Raw genomic sequence first — 13,741 nt, forward strand, 5'->3', positions numbered from 1 at the left:
CTTCGGAAACGACAGACGCAGGCTCAGAAGGCACACCGGCATCCTCACACTACTGAAGCCCCTGCACCCACAGAACTAACGAAAACCTCAGTAGTAGGACTTCGTTAGGTTGGTTGCCAGGTGCTTGCTTGGCGAGCATGTTGGAGGGATGGACGCCGGAGCGGTTGCGCAACTCCGTGACAAGTTGGCTGAGTTCATCGATGAGGTGTTCGTGTCGGTTCCTCGGAGGGACCAACGCGGATGGGGTGGGTGTTATCTGCGGGGCCTGATGCTCGACGGTCGGCGCAAGTCTGTCCAGCCGATGGCTGGGCGGCTTCCGGACGGCAACATGCAGGCTCTGCAGCAGTTCGTCAGTCAGTCACCGTGGGACCACGTCTCGGTGCTGCGGGCGATCGCAAGGAAGATGGCCGGGGCGATCGGCCCGCGGGCATGGGTGGTGGACGACACGTCCTTCCCGAAGTCGGGCAGCCATTCCGTGGCGGTGGCCCGGCAGTACTGCGGTGCTGTGGGGAAACGGGCGAACTGTCAGGTGGGAGTAAGCGTCCACGCGGTCACCGATGCCGCCTCCTGTCCGCTGACGTGGCGGTTGTTCCTGCCTCCGGAGTGGGATGACCGTGGCGATCCGCGCCGGGCCCGCTGCCGGATGCCCGAAGAGGCCGGGCACGTGTCCAAGGCGACGCTGGCGCTGGAGATCCTGGACGTACTCAGCCGGTGGGGCCTGGCCAGGAGACCGATGGTCGCCGACGCCGGCTACGGCCAGTCGGCCGCCTTCCGCCATGCTCTGCGTGAGCGGGGACTCGACTACGTCGTCATGGTCCGCGGTGACGAGATCGCGCACGAGGGGGCCGCGGAGCCGTTCCAGCCGGCCTATGGCGGCCTGGGCCCACCGACGCTGCCCCGCTACCGCACTCGCGCCCGGCCTCTGGCAGACCATGTCCTGGCGGCCGGCCGTGCAGGCCTGAGGTATGTGACCTGGCGGCAGGGCTCCCGTGGTCCGATGCGCTCGCGATTCCGGGTGTTGCAGGTCCGATGCGCGGGCAAAGCGGCCCGGGCCGCGGCCACCGAAGCCGGCGGAGGCCGCAATGCCTGGGACGGCGTCCTCCCTTTGGAGACCCTCCTGGCGGAGTGGCCCGCCAGGACTCCGGCACCGGCCAATTTCTGGCTGACGAACCTGCCACCGGCCACGGCCCTGCGGCACCTGGTCCAGCTCGCCAAGATCCGCTGGCGGATCGAGCACGACTACCGGGAGATGAAAAGCGGCCTGGGACTGGACCATTTCGAAGGCCGCACCTGGCGCGGCTGGTGCCACCACGTCACCCTCGTGACTGCCGCCCACGCATTCCTCACCCTCAGGCGACTCAACCCAAAAGTGCTGACCAGCCCCTGAGCTTCTTCCAGGCGCTGAAAGCCATGCAGAGCCTGCTGGCGTGCTGGGCCGGCACCTGCCCTACTTGCCGACGCCCCATCCCCACCCGCAGAAACCGCCAGCCCAGACCTCACCCAACCTAACGAAGTCCTACTAGCGCTCGCGGCAGGCGCCAATGTGGCGTTCGCCGCACCAACAGGCAAGGCTGCCAATCGCCTTGAAGAGGCCGCCGGTCACACTGTTATGACCGTCCACCGCCTGCTCAAGCAGCCCACCCTCGGTGAATCCCTCTTCGGTCGCGACACCCCTCTGGCCGACGCCGACCTGATCGTCATCGACGAGGCGTCCATGCTCGACATCCAGCTCGCTGCCAAACTCGCAGCTGCCATCCCCAGCGGCTGCCACCTCCTTCTCGTCGGCGACACCGGCCAGCTCCTCAGCGTCGGCCCCGGCCGCGTCCTGCGCGACCTCCTGGCCGTACCCGCCATCCCCCGCACCCGGTTCACCCAGGTCTTCCGCCAGGACGACGGCAGCACCGCCATCGTCGACAACGCCCACCGCATCCTGAGCGGCCTGCCACCTCAGGCCAGCCCCGGCGTCTTCGGCTGCCGCCCCATGGAGGACCCCCAGCGCATCGCCGAACACGTCACCGAACTCGTCGCCACCCACATCCCCCACCACTTCGGTATCACGCCCCAGGACATCCAGGTCCTGTGCCCCGCCCGACGCCATGCCGCCGGCACCCTCGATCCCAACATCCGCCTGCAGGCCCGCCTCAACCCACCAGCCCCCGGAAAACCCGAACATCATCACGAAGGGCAGACCTTCCGCCTCGGCGACCGCGTCCTGCAGATTCGCAACCAGCCCCACCGTGGAACGCACGGCGTCTTCAACGGCGCCACCGGCACCGTCACCGCTATCGACACCGACAGCCAGCACCTCACCGTCACCCTCCGCGACGGCGAAACCGTGCCCTACCCCTTCACCGATCTCCTGCACGCCTACGCCCTGACCGTCCACCGATCCCAAGGCAGCGAATACCCCTACGCCGTCATCCCCATGACCGCCTCAGCCGGCCAGCGACTCCTCCAGCGCAACCTCCTCTACACCGCCGTCACCCGAGCACGCCGAGGCGTCATGCTCATCGGCCAGCCCGATGCCGTCCACCGCGCCCTGGCCAACACCCGCATACGACTACGCCACACTGCCCTGGAACACCGCATCACCCGACGCGCCCTGGCCATGCCGCGGGCCCGCCACCGCCCCCTCGCTGGACAGCTGACCGGGGATTGACCAGTCGCCAGGCTTGGTTGTCTCCGTGGACCGGAAGATCCAGCCCCTCATCGGACACCACTGAGTCTTCGCGCGAAGCCCCGGATGCGGCTGCCCGGCGCTGCAGTCGGCGGGGTCCCAGGACTCCGCCTCGGATGGGAAGGCTGAGGGAGGCACCGCGGGGTCTGGTACTTCTGTGCTCTGCTGTACCAGGCTGGTGATGATCTGGCCGGTATCGGGAGCGCTTCTGAGGCCGGCGCTGAGCGCAAAGGGTCCATCGTGGCCGATGCTGGGCTGCCGTGGGGTGCAGGATGAGGCTTTGAGTGCGCCCTGACTCCCAGTTGCGTCCCGTGTGCGAGAACGCCGAAGTGCCGGATGGATTCAGCCCGGCCGACTTCACCCGCACCATCTCCTGCTACCTCATCGATCAGACGCCCCATTCCTTCGAACGGGTTAAAAGGATGGGTTAAATGAGAGGGTAAAGGCTGCTAGTGTCGGGGGAGGAGGTAGAGACATTGGCGACTGAGGAAGAGCTGTTCGCGTCTGTCGACGCTCTGCTGACGGAGGAGCCGCAGCTTCCGCCCCCGGCGGAGCGTGCCCGGCTGCGAGAGGCCGCTGGCATCACCCAGACCCGTCTGGCGCAGGCCCTCAAGACCACGACGCAGTCGGTGAAGAACTGGGAGAACGGCCGCTCCGAGCCGAAGGAGCCGCGCCTGTCGGCGTACCGGCGGCTGCTGAACGGCTGGGCGGCAAAACACCCGAAGCCCGGCACCACCTCCACGCCCGCTGCCACGCCACCACAGCCACTCCGGGAAGCATCGGCCGGCCCGTCCTCGCCCGGGGCGGAGAGGATGGCCATGCCCCAGGCCCCCGCCATCCAGGCAGCGCAGGAGCCGGAGCACCCTACTGCACGGCCGACATCGTCACGCCGTCCCACACGCCAGCGCACTGCCACAGCCACCAGCATCGAGCCGTACCCGCACGGGCCGCTCGCGGTCCTGGACGGCGACGGCTCCGCCTACGGCATCGACGGCATCGTGCTGGACTGCCCGGCGAACACCATCCCGGAGCTGGTGGAGTGGACCCTGAAGGAATCCGGGCTCGGCGCGCCACGCCTGCACCGCAACGGCAAGGACTCCGACCCGCTGATCGTGCTCACCGCGGCAGCTGCTGTGAAGCTCGGTCTCCCGGAGCGACTGGAGGGCCGTGAGCAGCGCCGCTCGCTGCGCCTGGACGATGACCACCCCGTGGTCAAGCAGGTGACCAAGGCGAAGTGGAAGCTGACGCAGCGCGGCTTCGGGCCGTGGGCACGGATCTACCGCCCCGCTCAGGCAGGCCAACGCCAGTGCGTGCAGCTGGCCGTCCTCTCCTGGGACGCGCTCGACACCCGCTCCTGGCCGGGTGTCGCGGAGATGGAGCCGGCCGACATCGCCCGGATCCTGGGCGCCTACGCCCAGCGCGTCATCACCCCCCGCGGCTCCACCGCCGTCTCGGGCCTGGAGCTGATGACCGCGCTGCGCCCGCCGACCCGGGCTATGCAGGACCGGGCGACCGGGAACTGGACCTCCGGCCATAACCCGGGCAGCCTGGGGACAGGGCCGATGGACCCGGCGCCGCCGGAGGCCACTCCCGAGCATCCCGTAGTCGTGAGCTCCGGCTGGAAAGGCGGGTTCCTGGACGAGGAGGCGTATCAATGGGTACGCGACGTCGACCTGCTGACCGATCAGGAGTGCCTGCTGCCCTTCGCGGTCGGCCTGGACCTGAACACCGCGTTCCTCGCGGCCGCAGCCCGCCTTGTCGTCGGCCTGTCCGGCCCCGATCACTTCCATCAGCCGCAGTTCAACCCGAAGCTCCCCGGCTCCTGGCTGGTGGACCTGTCCCACGTTGAACTGGACCCGCGCTTGCCGAGCCCGTTCACGCCATCCGGCAAGCGACCGCAGAGCCCGGCCTGGTACCAGACGCACACCATCGCCTACGCCCAGGAGCTCGGCTACAACGTCCAGCCCCTCGAGGCGTTCCTGAGGCGGGAGACCGGCGCGTACCTGGACCCGTGGCACGACCGCCTCAAGAACGCCTACATCGACACCCTCGCGGATCTGGGCGTCACCAAGGACCTGGACGACACGGAATTTCTCGCGGCGATGGAACGGCACAAGCAGGCCGACCCCGGCCTGGCCGCAGTGCTCGCCGCCATCAAGGCCACCGTCAAGGGCGGCGTGGGCAAGCTTCGCGAGCGCCCGCAGGGTCGCCACTACAAAGACGGCGAGAGATGGCCGGCCCTGGAGCGGCCGACCTGGCGGCCGGACATCCGCGCCGCCGTCATCTCCAAGGCTCGGGTCAACATGCACCGCAAGCTCGCCAACATGGCCAGGATGACGGGGCTGTACCCGCTGGCGGTGCTGTCGGACTGCGTCGTCTACCCCTCGCCGGGCCGCTCGCCGCTGGCCTTCCTGCCCTACGCCGCCTCGGGCAAGCCGCAGCCCGGCGCCTTCCGCCTCGGCCCCACCCCGGGCCTGGCGAAAGTGGAGGGTGTGCAGGAGATGTCCTGGGCAGTCGACCTGATGGAGCAGGGCCTCAACCCGGCCCGCCACATCAAGGGCGATGGCCACGACGCATCACTGGACGCGGGAGAGTAAGCCATGGGGGACATCGACGAGGCTATCGAGCGCGCCGACCAGGAAGCGTTCACCCGCGAGCCGCCAAAATCCGTCCAGGCCCGCGTGAACTTCCTGATCAAGCGCCTCAAGACAACCAAGGCCGTCGCCCTGGAGCTCGGAGTCACCCAACGCTCAGTGGAGCGGTACCGCACCGGCGAGCGTAAAAGGCCCCCGAAGGACGTCACCGACCGCCTGGATGCGGCCGTCCGCGCTCGCTGGCAGCCGCGGATCCGCAAGCGCCGCCGCCGACAGGCCGCCACCACCGGCATCACGATCGAGACCAGGGCGCAGTTCGGCTACACCGCGCCGATCGGGACGACCGACGACGGGCGCTTCCGCCGCCTGACCGTGCACCTTCCCCCGCATTACGCACAACGCTTGTTCGACGCCAAGGAGCAAGGGGCCAGCGACCAGCAGATGCGTGACATCGTCGCCGAGGGACTGCAAGAGGTGTACTTCAAAGACGGAGGAAACCGCGCCGCAGGCCTCGAAGTCGCGTTCACGAATATTGACTATTTCGACGTCTCGTTCTGAACGAGGAAAGGCGCTGGCGAGTGATTCACCCGCCATGAGCCAAAGCGCGATATCCGTCACAAAGACATGCAGACTGTCGCGTATGGTCTCCACAGGCTGGCTCGGCCTGAGGCGTCGGCAGTGGCTGGAACGTGAAGCGGACTCTCCCGCCTTGGGGGCGGGGAGGGAGAGAGGGGACTACTCTTCCACGGCGGTCTGACGCAGATGGCGGCTCACATCACCGAGGAAGTCGATGCGGGCCCGCTGCTGGGGCAGGATCGTCGGTGCCTGGGCCGCCGGCGACTACCAGGGTCTGGACGACGTGTGGACCACTGATGTGCTCCCGGACCTCGGCAGCCAGTGGGGCCAGTACGAGTACTGCACCAATGTCGACTCCGCCGCATAGCCGCCGTTGTAGGTTTTCGGGTTCTGTGTCGGTGGTTCCGTTCCGTTCAACAGATCTGCGGTCGGTCCGCGCGGGGCGGTGGCTCCTTGGCCGGTCGCCTGGTTGTCCGCAGCGCCCTGGGCCTGACCTGCCCTGCGGGCTCAGAAGGCGGAGTTGGTGAACCAACGTGTCAGCAGTTCCTCGTTCCCCGTCACCTGGAAGGCCTCCGCATTGCGGTCGAGACGCCCGTACAGGAGCAGCAGCAGGTCCGCAGCGGCTCCCTCGACGGTCGCATCAGCGGATGCGGTTGCCTCTGTGCCGCCGGGTCCCTGTTCGACACCGAAGTCGTCCGGCCGCAGGCGAACCAGCCAGTCGCCGTCTGTGTCGGTGCAGCGGAAGCGGAGGGTTTCACCGTTGCCGCGCAGGGCGGCTGTCGTGGGGGCGAAGAACGCGGCGAAGGGCAGATTGACGAGGAACTCGTCCACACCATCGGCCGCGAGGCCACGGTCGATCGAGGGCCGTCGGCCGAGGGCGAGTTCCGCGTCGGAGCGGTGTACCAGGGTCTCGAACAGCATCCGCCGCATCCAGAACCTGGCGTGCTGGTCGGCACCCCAGGCCCACATCGGGGCATCCGGGTCGGTGACGGCGAAGGTGCTCGCGGCTTCGGCCGCACTCGCGGCCAGCCAGTCGGCGTATCCGTCCTCGTGCTCTGGCAGGTGCAGCTCCACCTCGCGGCTGCGAGGCGGCTCCTGGACGAGCCGGCGGAGCAGGACAGAGAACCAGCGCTGCACGCTGCCGGTGTGCCGGACGAGGTCGGTGAGCGTCCAGCCCGGGCAGCCGGGCACCAACGTCGACAACCGGGCGTCCCGGACCACCTCCACGAATCTGGCACTCTCCGCCGCGATGGCATCCCGATGGGCGGCGGGGCCGGAATCCCAACCCGAATGATCCGTGCTGCTCATGTTTACGCTCTTTCTGAACTCGCCGGCCTGGCGACCTGGGCGGCCAGACCTCTTCGACGCAGCTTCCCACAAGGCCTGCAGAGTACGGGTGCCCAGGGCCACGGCAATGGGGCTGTGAGGGGGCTGCGGGCCAGCGGTGAGCGCAGCCTCGGCGCCTGCCGGCCCGGGCCGACGCTTCCTCGGCGAACGAACCGAGCAGCTCTCTGCGTCCTGCGCGAGTTGACCGGCGTCCGCTTGGTACTGGCTGTCAGCGGGGCCACCGCCGACGGGGCCGCCCATCTTGAGGCACACCTCACCGAAGGTCTGGCCAGCGAACTCGAGCGCCTCGACGCACCCGCAGCCCTGGGCCTGTTCACCGCACCCGCCGCGCCACGGCCGTGCCTTCCCCGCCCCCGACCCACACGCCAACCAGCAAAAATCGCATGCCGCGGTCCCGGCGAACGCTGCTCCGCTCACAGGACGGCCCTCGTCTGACGCCGCCCGCGGCTTTGGGGCCGGGTGCCGGAGCGGGAATCTGACACAAAGCGTGAGAAGTTCTCGCCGGTGACGTGGTCTGAGAGCTTTGGGCCAGTCCTGGTCGTGGCGTCGGCGGATGGACATGGCCGGTGAGAGCCTGCTGACCGGACACCGCTGCGCCGGACGCCCCGCCGCATACGGCATGGCACCCGCCCGCCAGAGCCTCAGGTGCCGGCCCGCGCCCGTTCCGCGGCAGGCCCCGGCCGCCCCTCCAGGAAGGGGAGCGGCCGGGGCTGCTTCGGGTCCGGGGGCGGCTCTGCTGCGCGATTCCCGTTGGTCATGTGGTGATCGCATCGCGAGGCTGTGCCGCCCCGGGAGTGCTCGGTCACTCACACGGGTCTGAGTAGCCGCACTCGTGCATGTGTCATGCTGCGGGCTTCTGCAGCCAGTCTGCTTCGGTGGTCCAGAACATGTGGCGCGCACCAAGGTAGTCGTGGGCGAAGTCCGTGAACCGTTCGCGGGTGTATGGCTTATCGGTCTTGGGGTCCTTGGCGTTGATGTCGGGTTCCTGGACGGCCATCGCGACGAGGGGAAGGGCATCCTTGTATGCGTGGAGGAACTTGTAGGAGTTCTCCATCTGGTACTTCCGGTCCGGCAGGGTGTCCGGTCCTCCGATGCCGATCTTCTTGTCCCTGGCGAGGTCGAACATCTCCTTCATGCGCTTGTGGTCGTCGTCATCCGGCAGGAAGTTGATGTACTGGATGAACTGCGTCTTGGTGAAGACCTTCTTGCCGTAGCGCATGTTGTCGATCTCGGCATCGATGTAGGACTTCGAGGTGTACTTGGTCTGATCCTTCTTGGTGTCTATCTCGACCGCGGTCTCCGGAAGGTTCACCCCGGCGAGCCTGCCGTCGAACTTCTCCGCCATCGCCTTCAGCATGGCCTGGAAGTCTGCTCGCACCTCTTTGTTCCACTGCGCGGCCATGGCCCCGTGGGTGGTGGGGTTGTCAGGGTTCTCATCGACCGTCGGCGCGACGCCGCCCTCGTCCTTCACATATTGGGGAACGTTGGCGTCCTTCATGGCTACATCGAAGAACCGGTCCTGAACCTGGACGAACAGTTTCTTGTGGCGTTCCTGGAGATACTTCAGGGCATTGTCCAGCCGCGACCACTTGTACTCCCCCTTCTTCCCCTCAAGGGCCTTCCAGGGCACCACCACCTGTACGCCGCCGATGTCCGTACGGTCGATCATGGCCTTGACCTTCGGGTCCTCGCCGGACGTGGCATCCTCGAATGCGCCGAGCGACATGTACAGATTGTCCGTCACCTTGCCGTGGGACACCGAGGCGGCGGCCTTGCCGGGGGCGGGAGCCGCGGCGGTCACCCCGACGGTGGCCGTCAAGGCCACGGCCGTGAGGACAACAGATCCGACTGCACCACGTTGCGTCATCATGAACGAGACGCTAGAGGAACGTTCTCAGCGAAAAATAAGAGCGTCCACCAAGGGGCGTGGGCACCTTCGGATTCAGGCCGGGGAGGCCGGAGAGCGGCTTCATCCGCATGCGGCGAGACGGTAGCTGAGGAGGGTGGGGCGGCCGGCCCGGAGGCTGCCGAGGGGGTGTTCGCGCCAGTGTGGGTACCGGCGCATGCGCGACCTGCCACAGGACGCTCGATGCGCCTTCCCACCCCGTGGAATTCCGCTCACCGTCCTGCGCAGCCCTCTCCGCGCCGCGGCCCCACACGGACCCCATGGCCCAAACGTGACGGCCGCGCTGCGTACACATGGTCCGGGACCCGCTCGTGGCCCCGTCCGCACCCGTCCGGCGCCCCGGCCGTCGTTGCCGGGCCAGGTCGTTCACCTTGCACATCGCAGCACGGAAGGAGCAGCTGACCGACAACACCCTCGTCCGGGGGCCGGGTACGGCGCCGGTTCTGGTGGTTTCGTAGGCGCTACTGCGGGCCGGAGTCTTCGTTTCGAAGGCACTTCAGTGATCTTGCTTTGGATTCGATGGGTGCAGGTGGTGGCAAAGGTTACCGGTTTGCGGTCGGGAGAGCCGGTGCCGAGTGGGAAGCCCGCTGCCCACGGCCTGGACGATGCGTGGACCACCGAGGCGCTCCCCGGACCGCGGCAACTTGTGAAGCGGCTTAGCTTGTCTTTTATGGTCTGAGTCGGTCGCGTTCGGTGACGTTCTCTGGTCGTTTGGCGGTTTTGCCCACGTCATAGCGGGTGGTGGGCCGTCGGTTCTTCGAGCCGAGTGGCCGTCCGGGACCGGGTCGTGAGGGTTTGGGTGCACGGGCCGGGTAGACGAGGTGCGGGCGGAGGTGCCGGAACCCCCGGCGGACCCGGGCGGGGGTGAGACGGCCGGGCTCGGCGGGCTTCTCCCAGGGGTGCCGCAGGTCGACTGCGGCCCGGCGGAGTAGCTGGAGTTGGGTGTGGGCTGCGATGATCAGCCATGTCCAGCGGTCGCCGGCTTCGGGGGTGCGGAGCTTCGGTCGGGTCCAGCCCAGGGTCTGCTTCATCAGCCGGAATGTGTGCTCCAGGTCGAACCTCCTCAGGAACGCCTGCCAGCGCACGTCGACGTCCTCGCTAGTCAGGCCGGTGGCGGATGACCACGGCCAGAGGGGCAGCGGGTCGTTGCCGCCGGGCAGGCGGTCGACTTCCAGGCGGATCGGCGTGCCTTCGGTGACGGGGAGTTCTCCGGTGTGGTCGATCCATGCGGAGCGGGTGGTCAGGCGAGGGTGGATGCGGTCCCAGGCCATCGCGCGGGCGGTGCCGTACCGGTCGGTGAGCTGCGTGGTGGCCGCGTCCGGCTCGCCCCAGGTGTTCGGCTTGGCGAAGCGGAACTCCGTGCCGTGCTTCGGCGGACGTCCGCCCTGGGGCGCGGAGATCCAGGGCACCGGGACCGGCTTGCGCATCACCCGGTCCGAGCGCATCCGGCCGAGGACCTCCACAGGCAGGCCCCGCGGGAGGTGGGCCATGCGCGGGGCGTCGTACCCGGCGTCGAAGACGATAAGGATGTCCCGGTCGCCGAGGTGCCACCGACCCATGTCGATGAGGTCCTCGACCGCCCGGCGGGCCTGTGCAGCGGTGACCTCGGCGACGTCGTCCTCGGGACCGATGCGGACGGCGCCCATGAGCCGGCACCAGGAGGTCCGGCCCGATTCCAGGGCGGCGACGAACGAGTGTGGCCAGCCGGGTATGAACTGGTCCGAGGACTGGCCGTTGCGGCCGTAGACGTGGCAGAACAGGCGGTTGGCGCTGGTCGGTGCGTCGGGGCGGAGCCAGTGGCTGATGCCGACCGCGAGGACCAGGCGCCCGTCGGCGGCCTGTGGCATGGGCAGACCTGCCAGTACCTGCCGAAGCCGGGGCACATCGACGTTCCCGCGGTTCAACGCGTCGTACATGGCGACGTGCCCACGCCGGTACTCGGCCACCAGCGCCAGGTCCACCGGCGCCGTAACCGGCCCATCCGCACACAGCAGCGCGTCCACCAGCTCGAACAGCACGCTCCCACGCGCGGTCAGGCAGTCAGATAGGTCCTCCCGGAAGCAAGACGTCACCGCGAACATTTCCTGCCGGACATCGTGGTGCAGCAGACTCACCTCCAACAGCGGCCCTGAAGCCGGTGAACTTCCGTGCTCTGGATCAGCACGAAGGATCACGCGAGGACTGCTGCCGGCGTGCTCCGAACTCCCGGGTGAGTGACCCCGTTCGACTGCCTGTGCGAGCCTGCCCACCCGGCCGGTCACCGCGCCAATCTGTGCGTTCAGCGCCTTGGCCAGGCCGGCGGCGCTCAGCCCCTGCTCGGACATCCACTCGACCAGCAGCTCATTGCGCATCCGTTAGGGTGTACTCGACCCCGAACTTCCGGCGGATGACCTCAGCGATACGGGCCAAGGTCCAGCACGGTCCTCCACCCAGCCGTGCGCGGCCGGCCCGGCATCCAGCTCGCCCTCCAGTAATCGCAGCTGGTCAGAGGTGAGCCGGCAGCGGGCGCCACCGGGCCCCTTCGAGACCAGGGCCTGCCTGCCGCCCGCGGCCAGGGCCCGCCGCCACCGGTTCACCGACATGCGCGTCACCCGGAAGCACCGGGCCACCTCCCGGTCGCTGGCACCGGCATCGATCAATTCAGCAGCAGCGAACCGCACTTGCTCACGACGGGCCCGTTCCTCCACGGTCAGCCCACCACCATCGGGATACCTCACACCTCAGGCATGGCGAACACCGCGTCAGCTGTCACCCAGCCGGTAACCTCAGCCATTAAAGATCTCTAGATCAGCCCGTTGTCCCGTGCGTAGAGCGCGGCCTGGGTCCGGTCCCGCAGGCTCAGCCGGCTCAGCACACGTGAAATGTGGTTCTTGACAGTGCCCTCACTCAGGTACAGCCGGGCCGCGATCTCCCTGTTCGTGGCGCCCGCGGAGATGAGACGGAGCACCTCCGTCTCCCGCGGCGTCAGCAGGTCCGGAGCGGGGGTGCTGGCGGCCAGCGCGGCGAGGACCGTCTGATCGAACTGGGCGACACCCGCGTGCGCCAGACGGGCCGCCTGGGCGAGTTCCGCCGCGGGCAGGTTCTTCAGCAGGTAACCGACCGCCCCCGCCCTCAGCGCCCGGCCGACATACTCGTCGTCGTCGAAGGTCGTCAGCATCACGATCCGGCAGCCGGGCAGTTGCCGACGCAGCAGCGCCGTGGCGGCCACCCCGTCCATGCCGGGCATCCGGACGTCCATCAGCACCACGTCGGGGTGGGACCGCCCGGCCACGTCCACGGCCTCGGCACCGTCGCGCGCGCTGCCCACCACCTCGATGCCGGGCTGGATGCCGAGCAGCGCGGCGATGCCCTCGCGGACGAGGTCCTGGTCGTCGACCACGAGGACGCGTACGTTCGCCCCCTCCCGCGCCACGGGACCGTTCACCACGGCACCCCCACCGTGAGCGCGGTGCCCCGGTCCGTACTGGACAGCTCCAGCGTCCCGTCGGCCAGGCGGACGCGTTCCCGCAGCCCGGCCAGGCCGAAGCCCTCCTCGGCCCCGCCCAGGCCATTGCCGTTGTCCGTGACGCACAGGCTCGCGCCGTGGTCGTCGTAGCGGACCCGCACGCCGATCTCGGTCGCGCCCGAATGCCGGCAGGCGTTGGTGAGGCCCTCCTGCGCCGCCCGGTACAGCACCAGCAGCGGTCGCCGCTCGACGCCCGACACGTCCAGGGAGATCCGGCGGGCGCCGCCGTCCAGGTGGTGGACGAGGTCGGCCAGTGTCCGGGCGAGGCCCACCGGCTCGGACTCCGCCTCGGGGCCGAGGGTGCGCACGGAGGCCCGCACCTCGTCCAGGGCCCGGTTCGCGGACCAGCGGGCATGGGACACGGCCTGCGCGGAGGCGGCAGGATCGAGGGAGGCGAACGCCTCGGCCTTCTCCAACTGGATGCCGATCGCGGTCAGATGGTGCCCGAGACTGTCGTGGATCTCGCGAGCCAGCCGGTTGCGCTCGCGGGCCGCCGACAACTGCGCCACCTGCGCGAGGGTGTCCTCCAGCCGCCCGCGGGCCCGCCGCTCCCGCACGGCAACCGCCGCCGTGGCCAGCGCCAGTACGACGCCCAGGGCGAACATCAGCAGGTCGGAGATGTACTCGGCGCGCACCGCCCAGCCCGGCACCCACAGCGTGAACGCGCCCGCCAGCAGTGCCACACAGCCCGCACCGAGCCACACGGCGGCGGCCGGCCCGAACGCGAAGAACCCCAGGAACGGCACCAGCACGAACAGCACCCGCGAGAGCCCCGAAATGTCGAGCGCGGCCACTGCGCAGAGCAGCACCGCCCTGAGGACGAACACGGCGCCCTCGGGGATCCGCCACACCCTCCCGTCGAGGACCGCCAGCGCACACAGCAGCGCCGCGAACCCGCCGGTGCGGGCGTCGAAACCCGGACCGATCGCGGCGTAGTAAAGGCCCCCGGCGAGCACCGCCCCGTACAGGACGGCGGGTATCCAGGGCACGGGACGCGGCATCGGACGACCTCCTCGGAAATCCCGTGCACACACACGGTCCCCGCAGCCTACGCAGACCCACGCGCCCGTCCGCACCACGCGGCCCACGGAGTGCGGAGCGTGGCCGAAGGTCATGTGCCCTCCGGCCCCGCACAC

Annotated in this window: 10 protein-coding genes and 3 pseudogenes; 6 read left to right on the forward strand and 7 right to left on the reverse strand. The window is 68.9% G+C overall.

The genetic code is table 11. The annotated features are described in order from the left end of the window. Positions 1-148: 148 nt before the first annotated feature. From AB0E98_RS32550 to AB0E98_RS32575, 6 genes and pseudogenes are all read left to right on the forward strand, one after another. Positions 149-1,387, forward strand: a complete 1,239-nt coding sequence (locus tag AB0E98_RS32550; protein ID WP_361709825.1) for an IS701 family transposase — start codon at positions 149-151, stop codon at positions 1,385-1,387. Positions 1,388-1,540: 153 nt separating this feature from the next. Then, positions 1,541-1,927 (forward strand): annotated as a pseudogene (locus AB0E98_RS32555) (AAA family ATPase); the annotation flags it as partial. A 54-nt stretch (positions 1,928-1,981) separates the two neighbouring features. Then, positions 1,982-2,659: an ATP-binding domain-containing protein gene (locus AB0E98_RS32560; RefSeq protein WP_361709898.1), complete on the forward strand. Its 678-nt coding sequence runs from the start codon at positions 1,982-1,984 to the stop codon at positions 2,657-2,659. A gap of 494 nt (positions 2,660-3,153) precedes the next feature. Next, positions 3,154-5,274 carry a helix-turn-helix domain-containing protein gene (locus AB0E98_RS32565; RefSeq protein ID WP_361709827.1) on the forward strand — a complete coding sequence of 707 codons (2,121 nt, stop codon included), beginning with the start codon at positions 3,154-3,156 and terminating at the stop codon, positions 5,272-5,274. A gap of 3 nt (positions 5,275-5,277) precedes the next feature. Further along, positions 5,278-5,829 carry an XRE family transcriptional regulator gene (locus AB0E98_RS32570; protein WP_361709829.1) on the forward strand — a complete coding sequence of 184 codons (552 nt, stop codon included), beginning with the start codon at positions 5,278-5,280 and terminating at the stop codon, positions 5,827-5,829. A 226-nt stretch (positions 5,830-6,055) separates the two neighbouring features. Next, positions 6,056-6,214 (forward strand): annotated as a pseudogene (locus AB0E98_RS32575) (transcriptional regulator); the annotation flags it as partial. Positions 6,215-6,354: 140 nt separating this feature from the next. Here AB0E98_RS32575 and AB0E98_RS32580 read toward each other — a convergent pair. From AB0E98_RS32580 to AB0E98_RS32610, 7 genes and pseudogenes are all read right to left on the reverse strand, one after another. Further along, the gene (locus AB0E98_RS32580) at positions 6,355-7,155 is read right to left on the reverse strand and encodes a maleylpyruvate isomerase family mycothiol-dependent enzyme (protein WP_361709832.1); all 801 of its coding nucleotides are present in this window, start codon (positions 7,153-7,155) and stop codon (positions 6,355-6,357) included. An 880-nt stretch (positions 7,156-8,035) separates the two neighbouring features. Beyond that, positions 8,036-9,064: a hypothetical protein gene (locus AB0E98_RS32585; protein WP_361709835.1), complete on the reverse strand. Its 1,029-nt coding sequence runs from the start codon at positions 9,062-9,064 to the stop codon at positions 8,036-8,038. Between the two features lie 704 nt (positions 9,065-9,768). Next, positions 9,769-11,181, reverse strand: coding sequence for an NF041680 family putative transposase (locus AB0E98_RS32590; RefSeq protein ID WP_361709900.1), 1,413 nt, complete (start codon positions 11,179-11,181; stop codon positions 9,769-9,771). Between the two features lie 259 nt (positions 11,182-11,440). Further along, on the reverse strand, positions 11,441-11,509 hold the full coding sequence (locus AB0E98_RS32595) for a hypothetical protein (RefSeq protein ID WP_361709903.1): 69 nt from the start codon (positions 11,507-11,509) through the stop codon (positions 11,441-11,443). A 179-nt stretch (positions 11,510-11,688) separates the two neighbouring features. Further along, positions 11,689-11,817: pseudogene (locus AB0E98_RS32600) on the reverse strand (transposase); the annotation flags it as partial. A gap of 65 nt (positions 11,818-11,882) precedes the next feature. Next, entirely contained in the window at positions 11,883-12,524 is a 642-nt protein-coding gene (locus AB0E98_RS32605) for a response regulator transcription factor (RefSeq protein WP_361709838.1), read from the reverse strand. Beyond that, complete coding sequence (locus AB0E98_RS32610; protein ID WP_361709840.1) at positions 12,521-13,606, reverse strand: sensor histidine kinase; 1,086 nt, start codon at positions 13,604-13,606, stop codon at positions 12,521-12,523. Before AB0E98_RS32610 ends, AB0E98_RS32605 begins: the two co-directional genes overlap by 4 nt. Positions 13,607-13,741 lie beyond the last annotated feature (135 nt).

The organism is Streptomyces sp. NPDC037389, from assembly GCF_040636475.1.
GTDB classification, from domain to species: Bacteria; Actinomycetota; Actinomycetes; order Streptomycetales; family Streptomycetaceae; genus Streptomyces; species Streptomyces hesseae.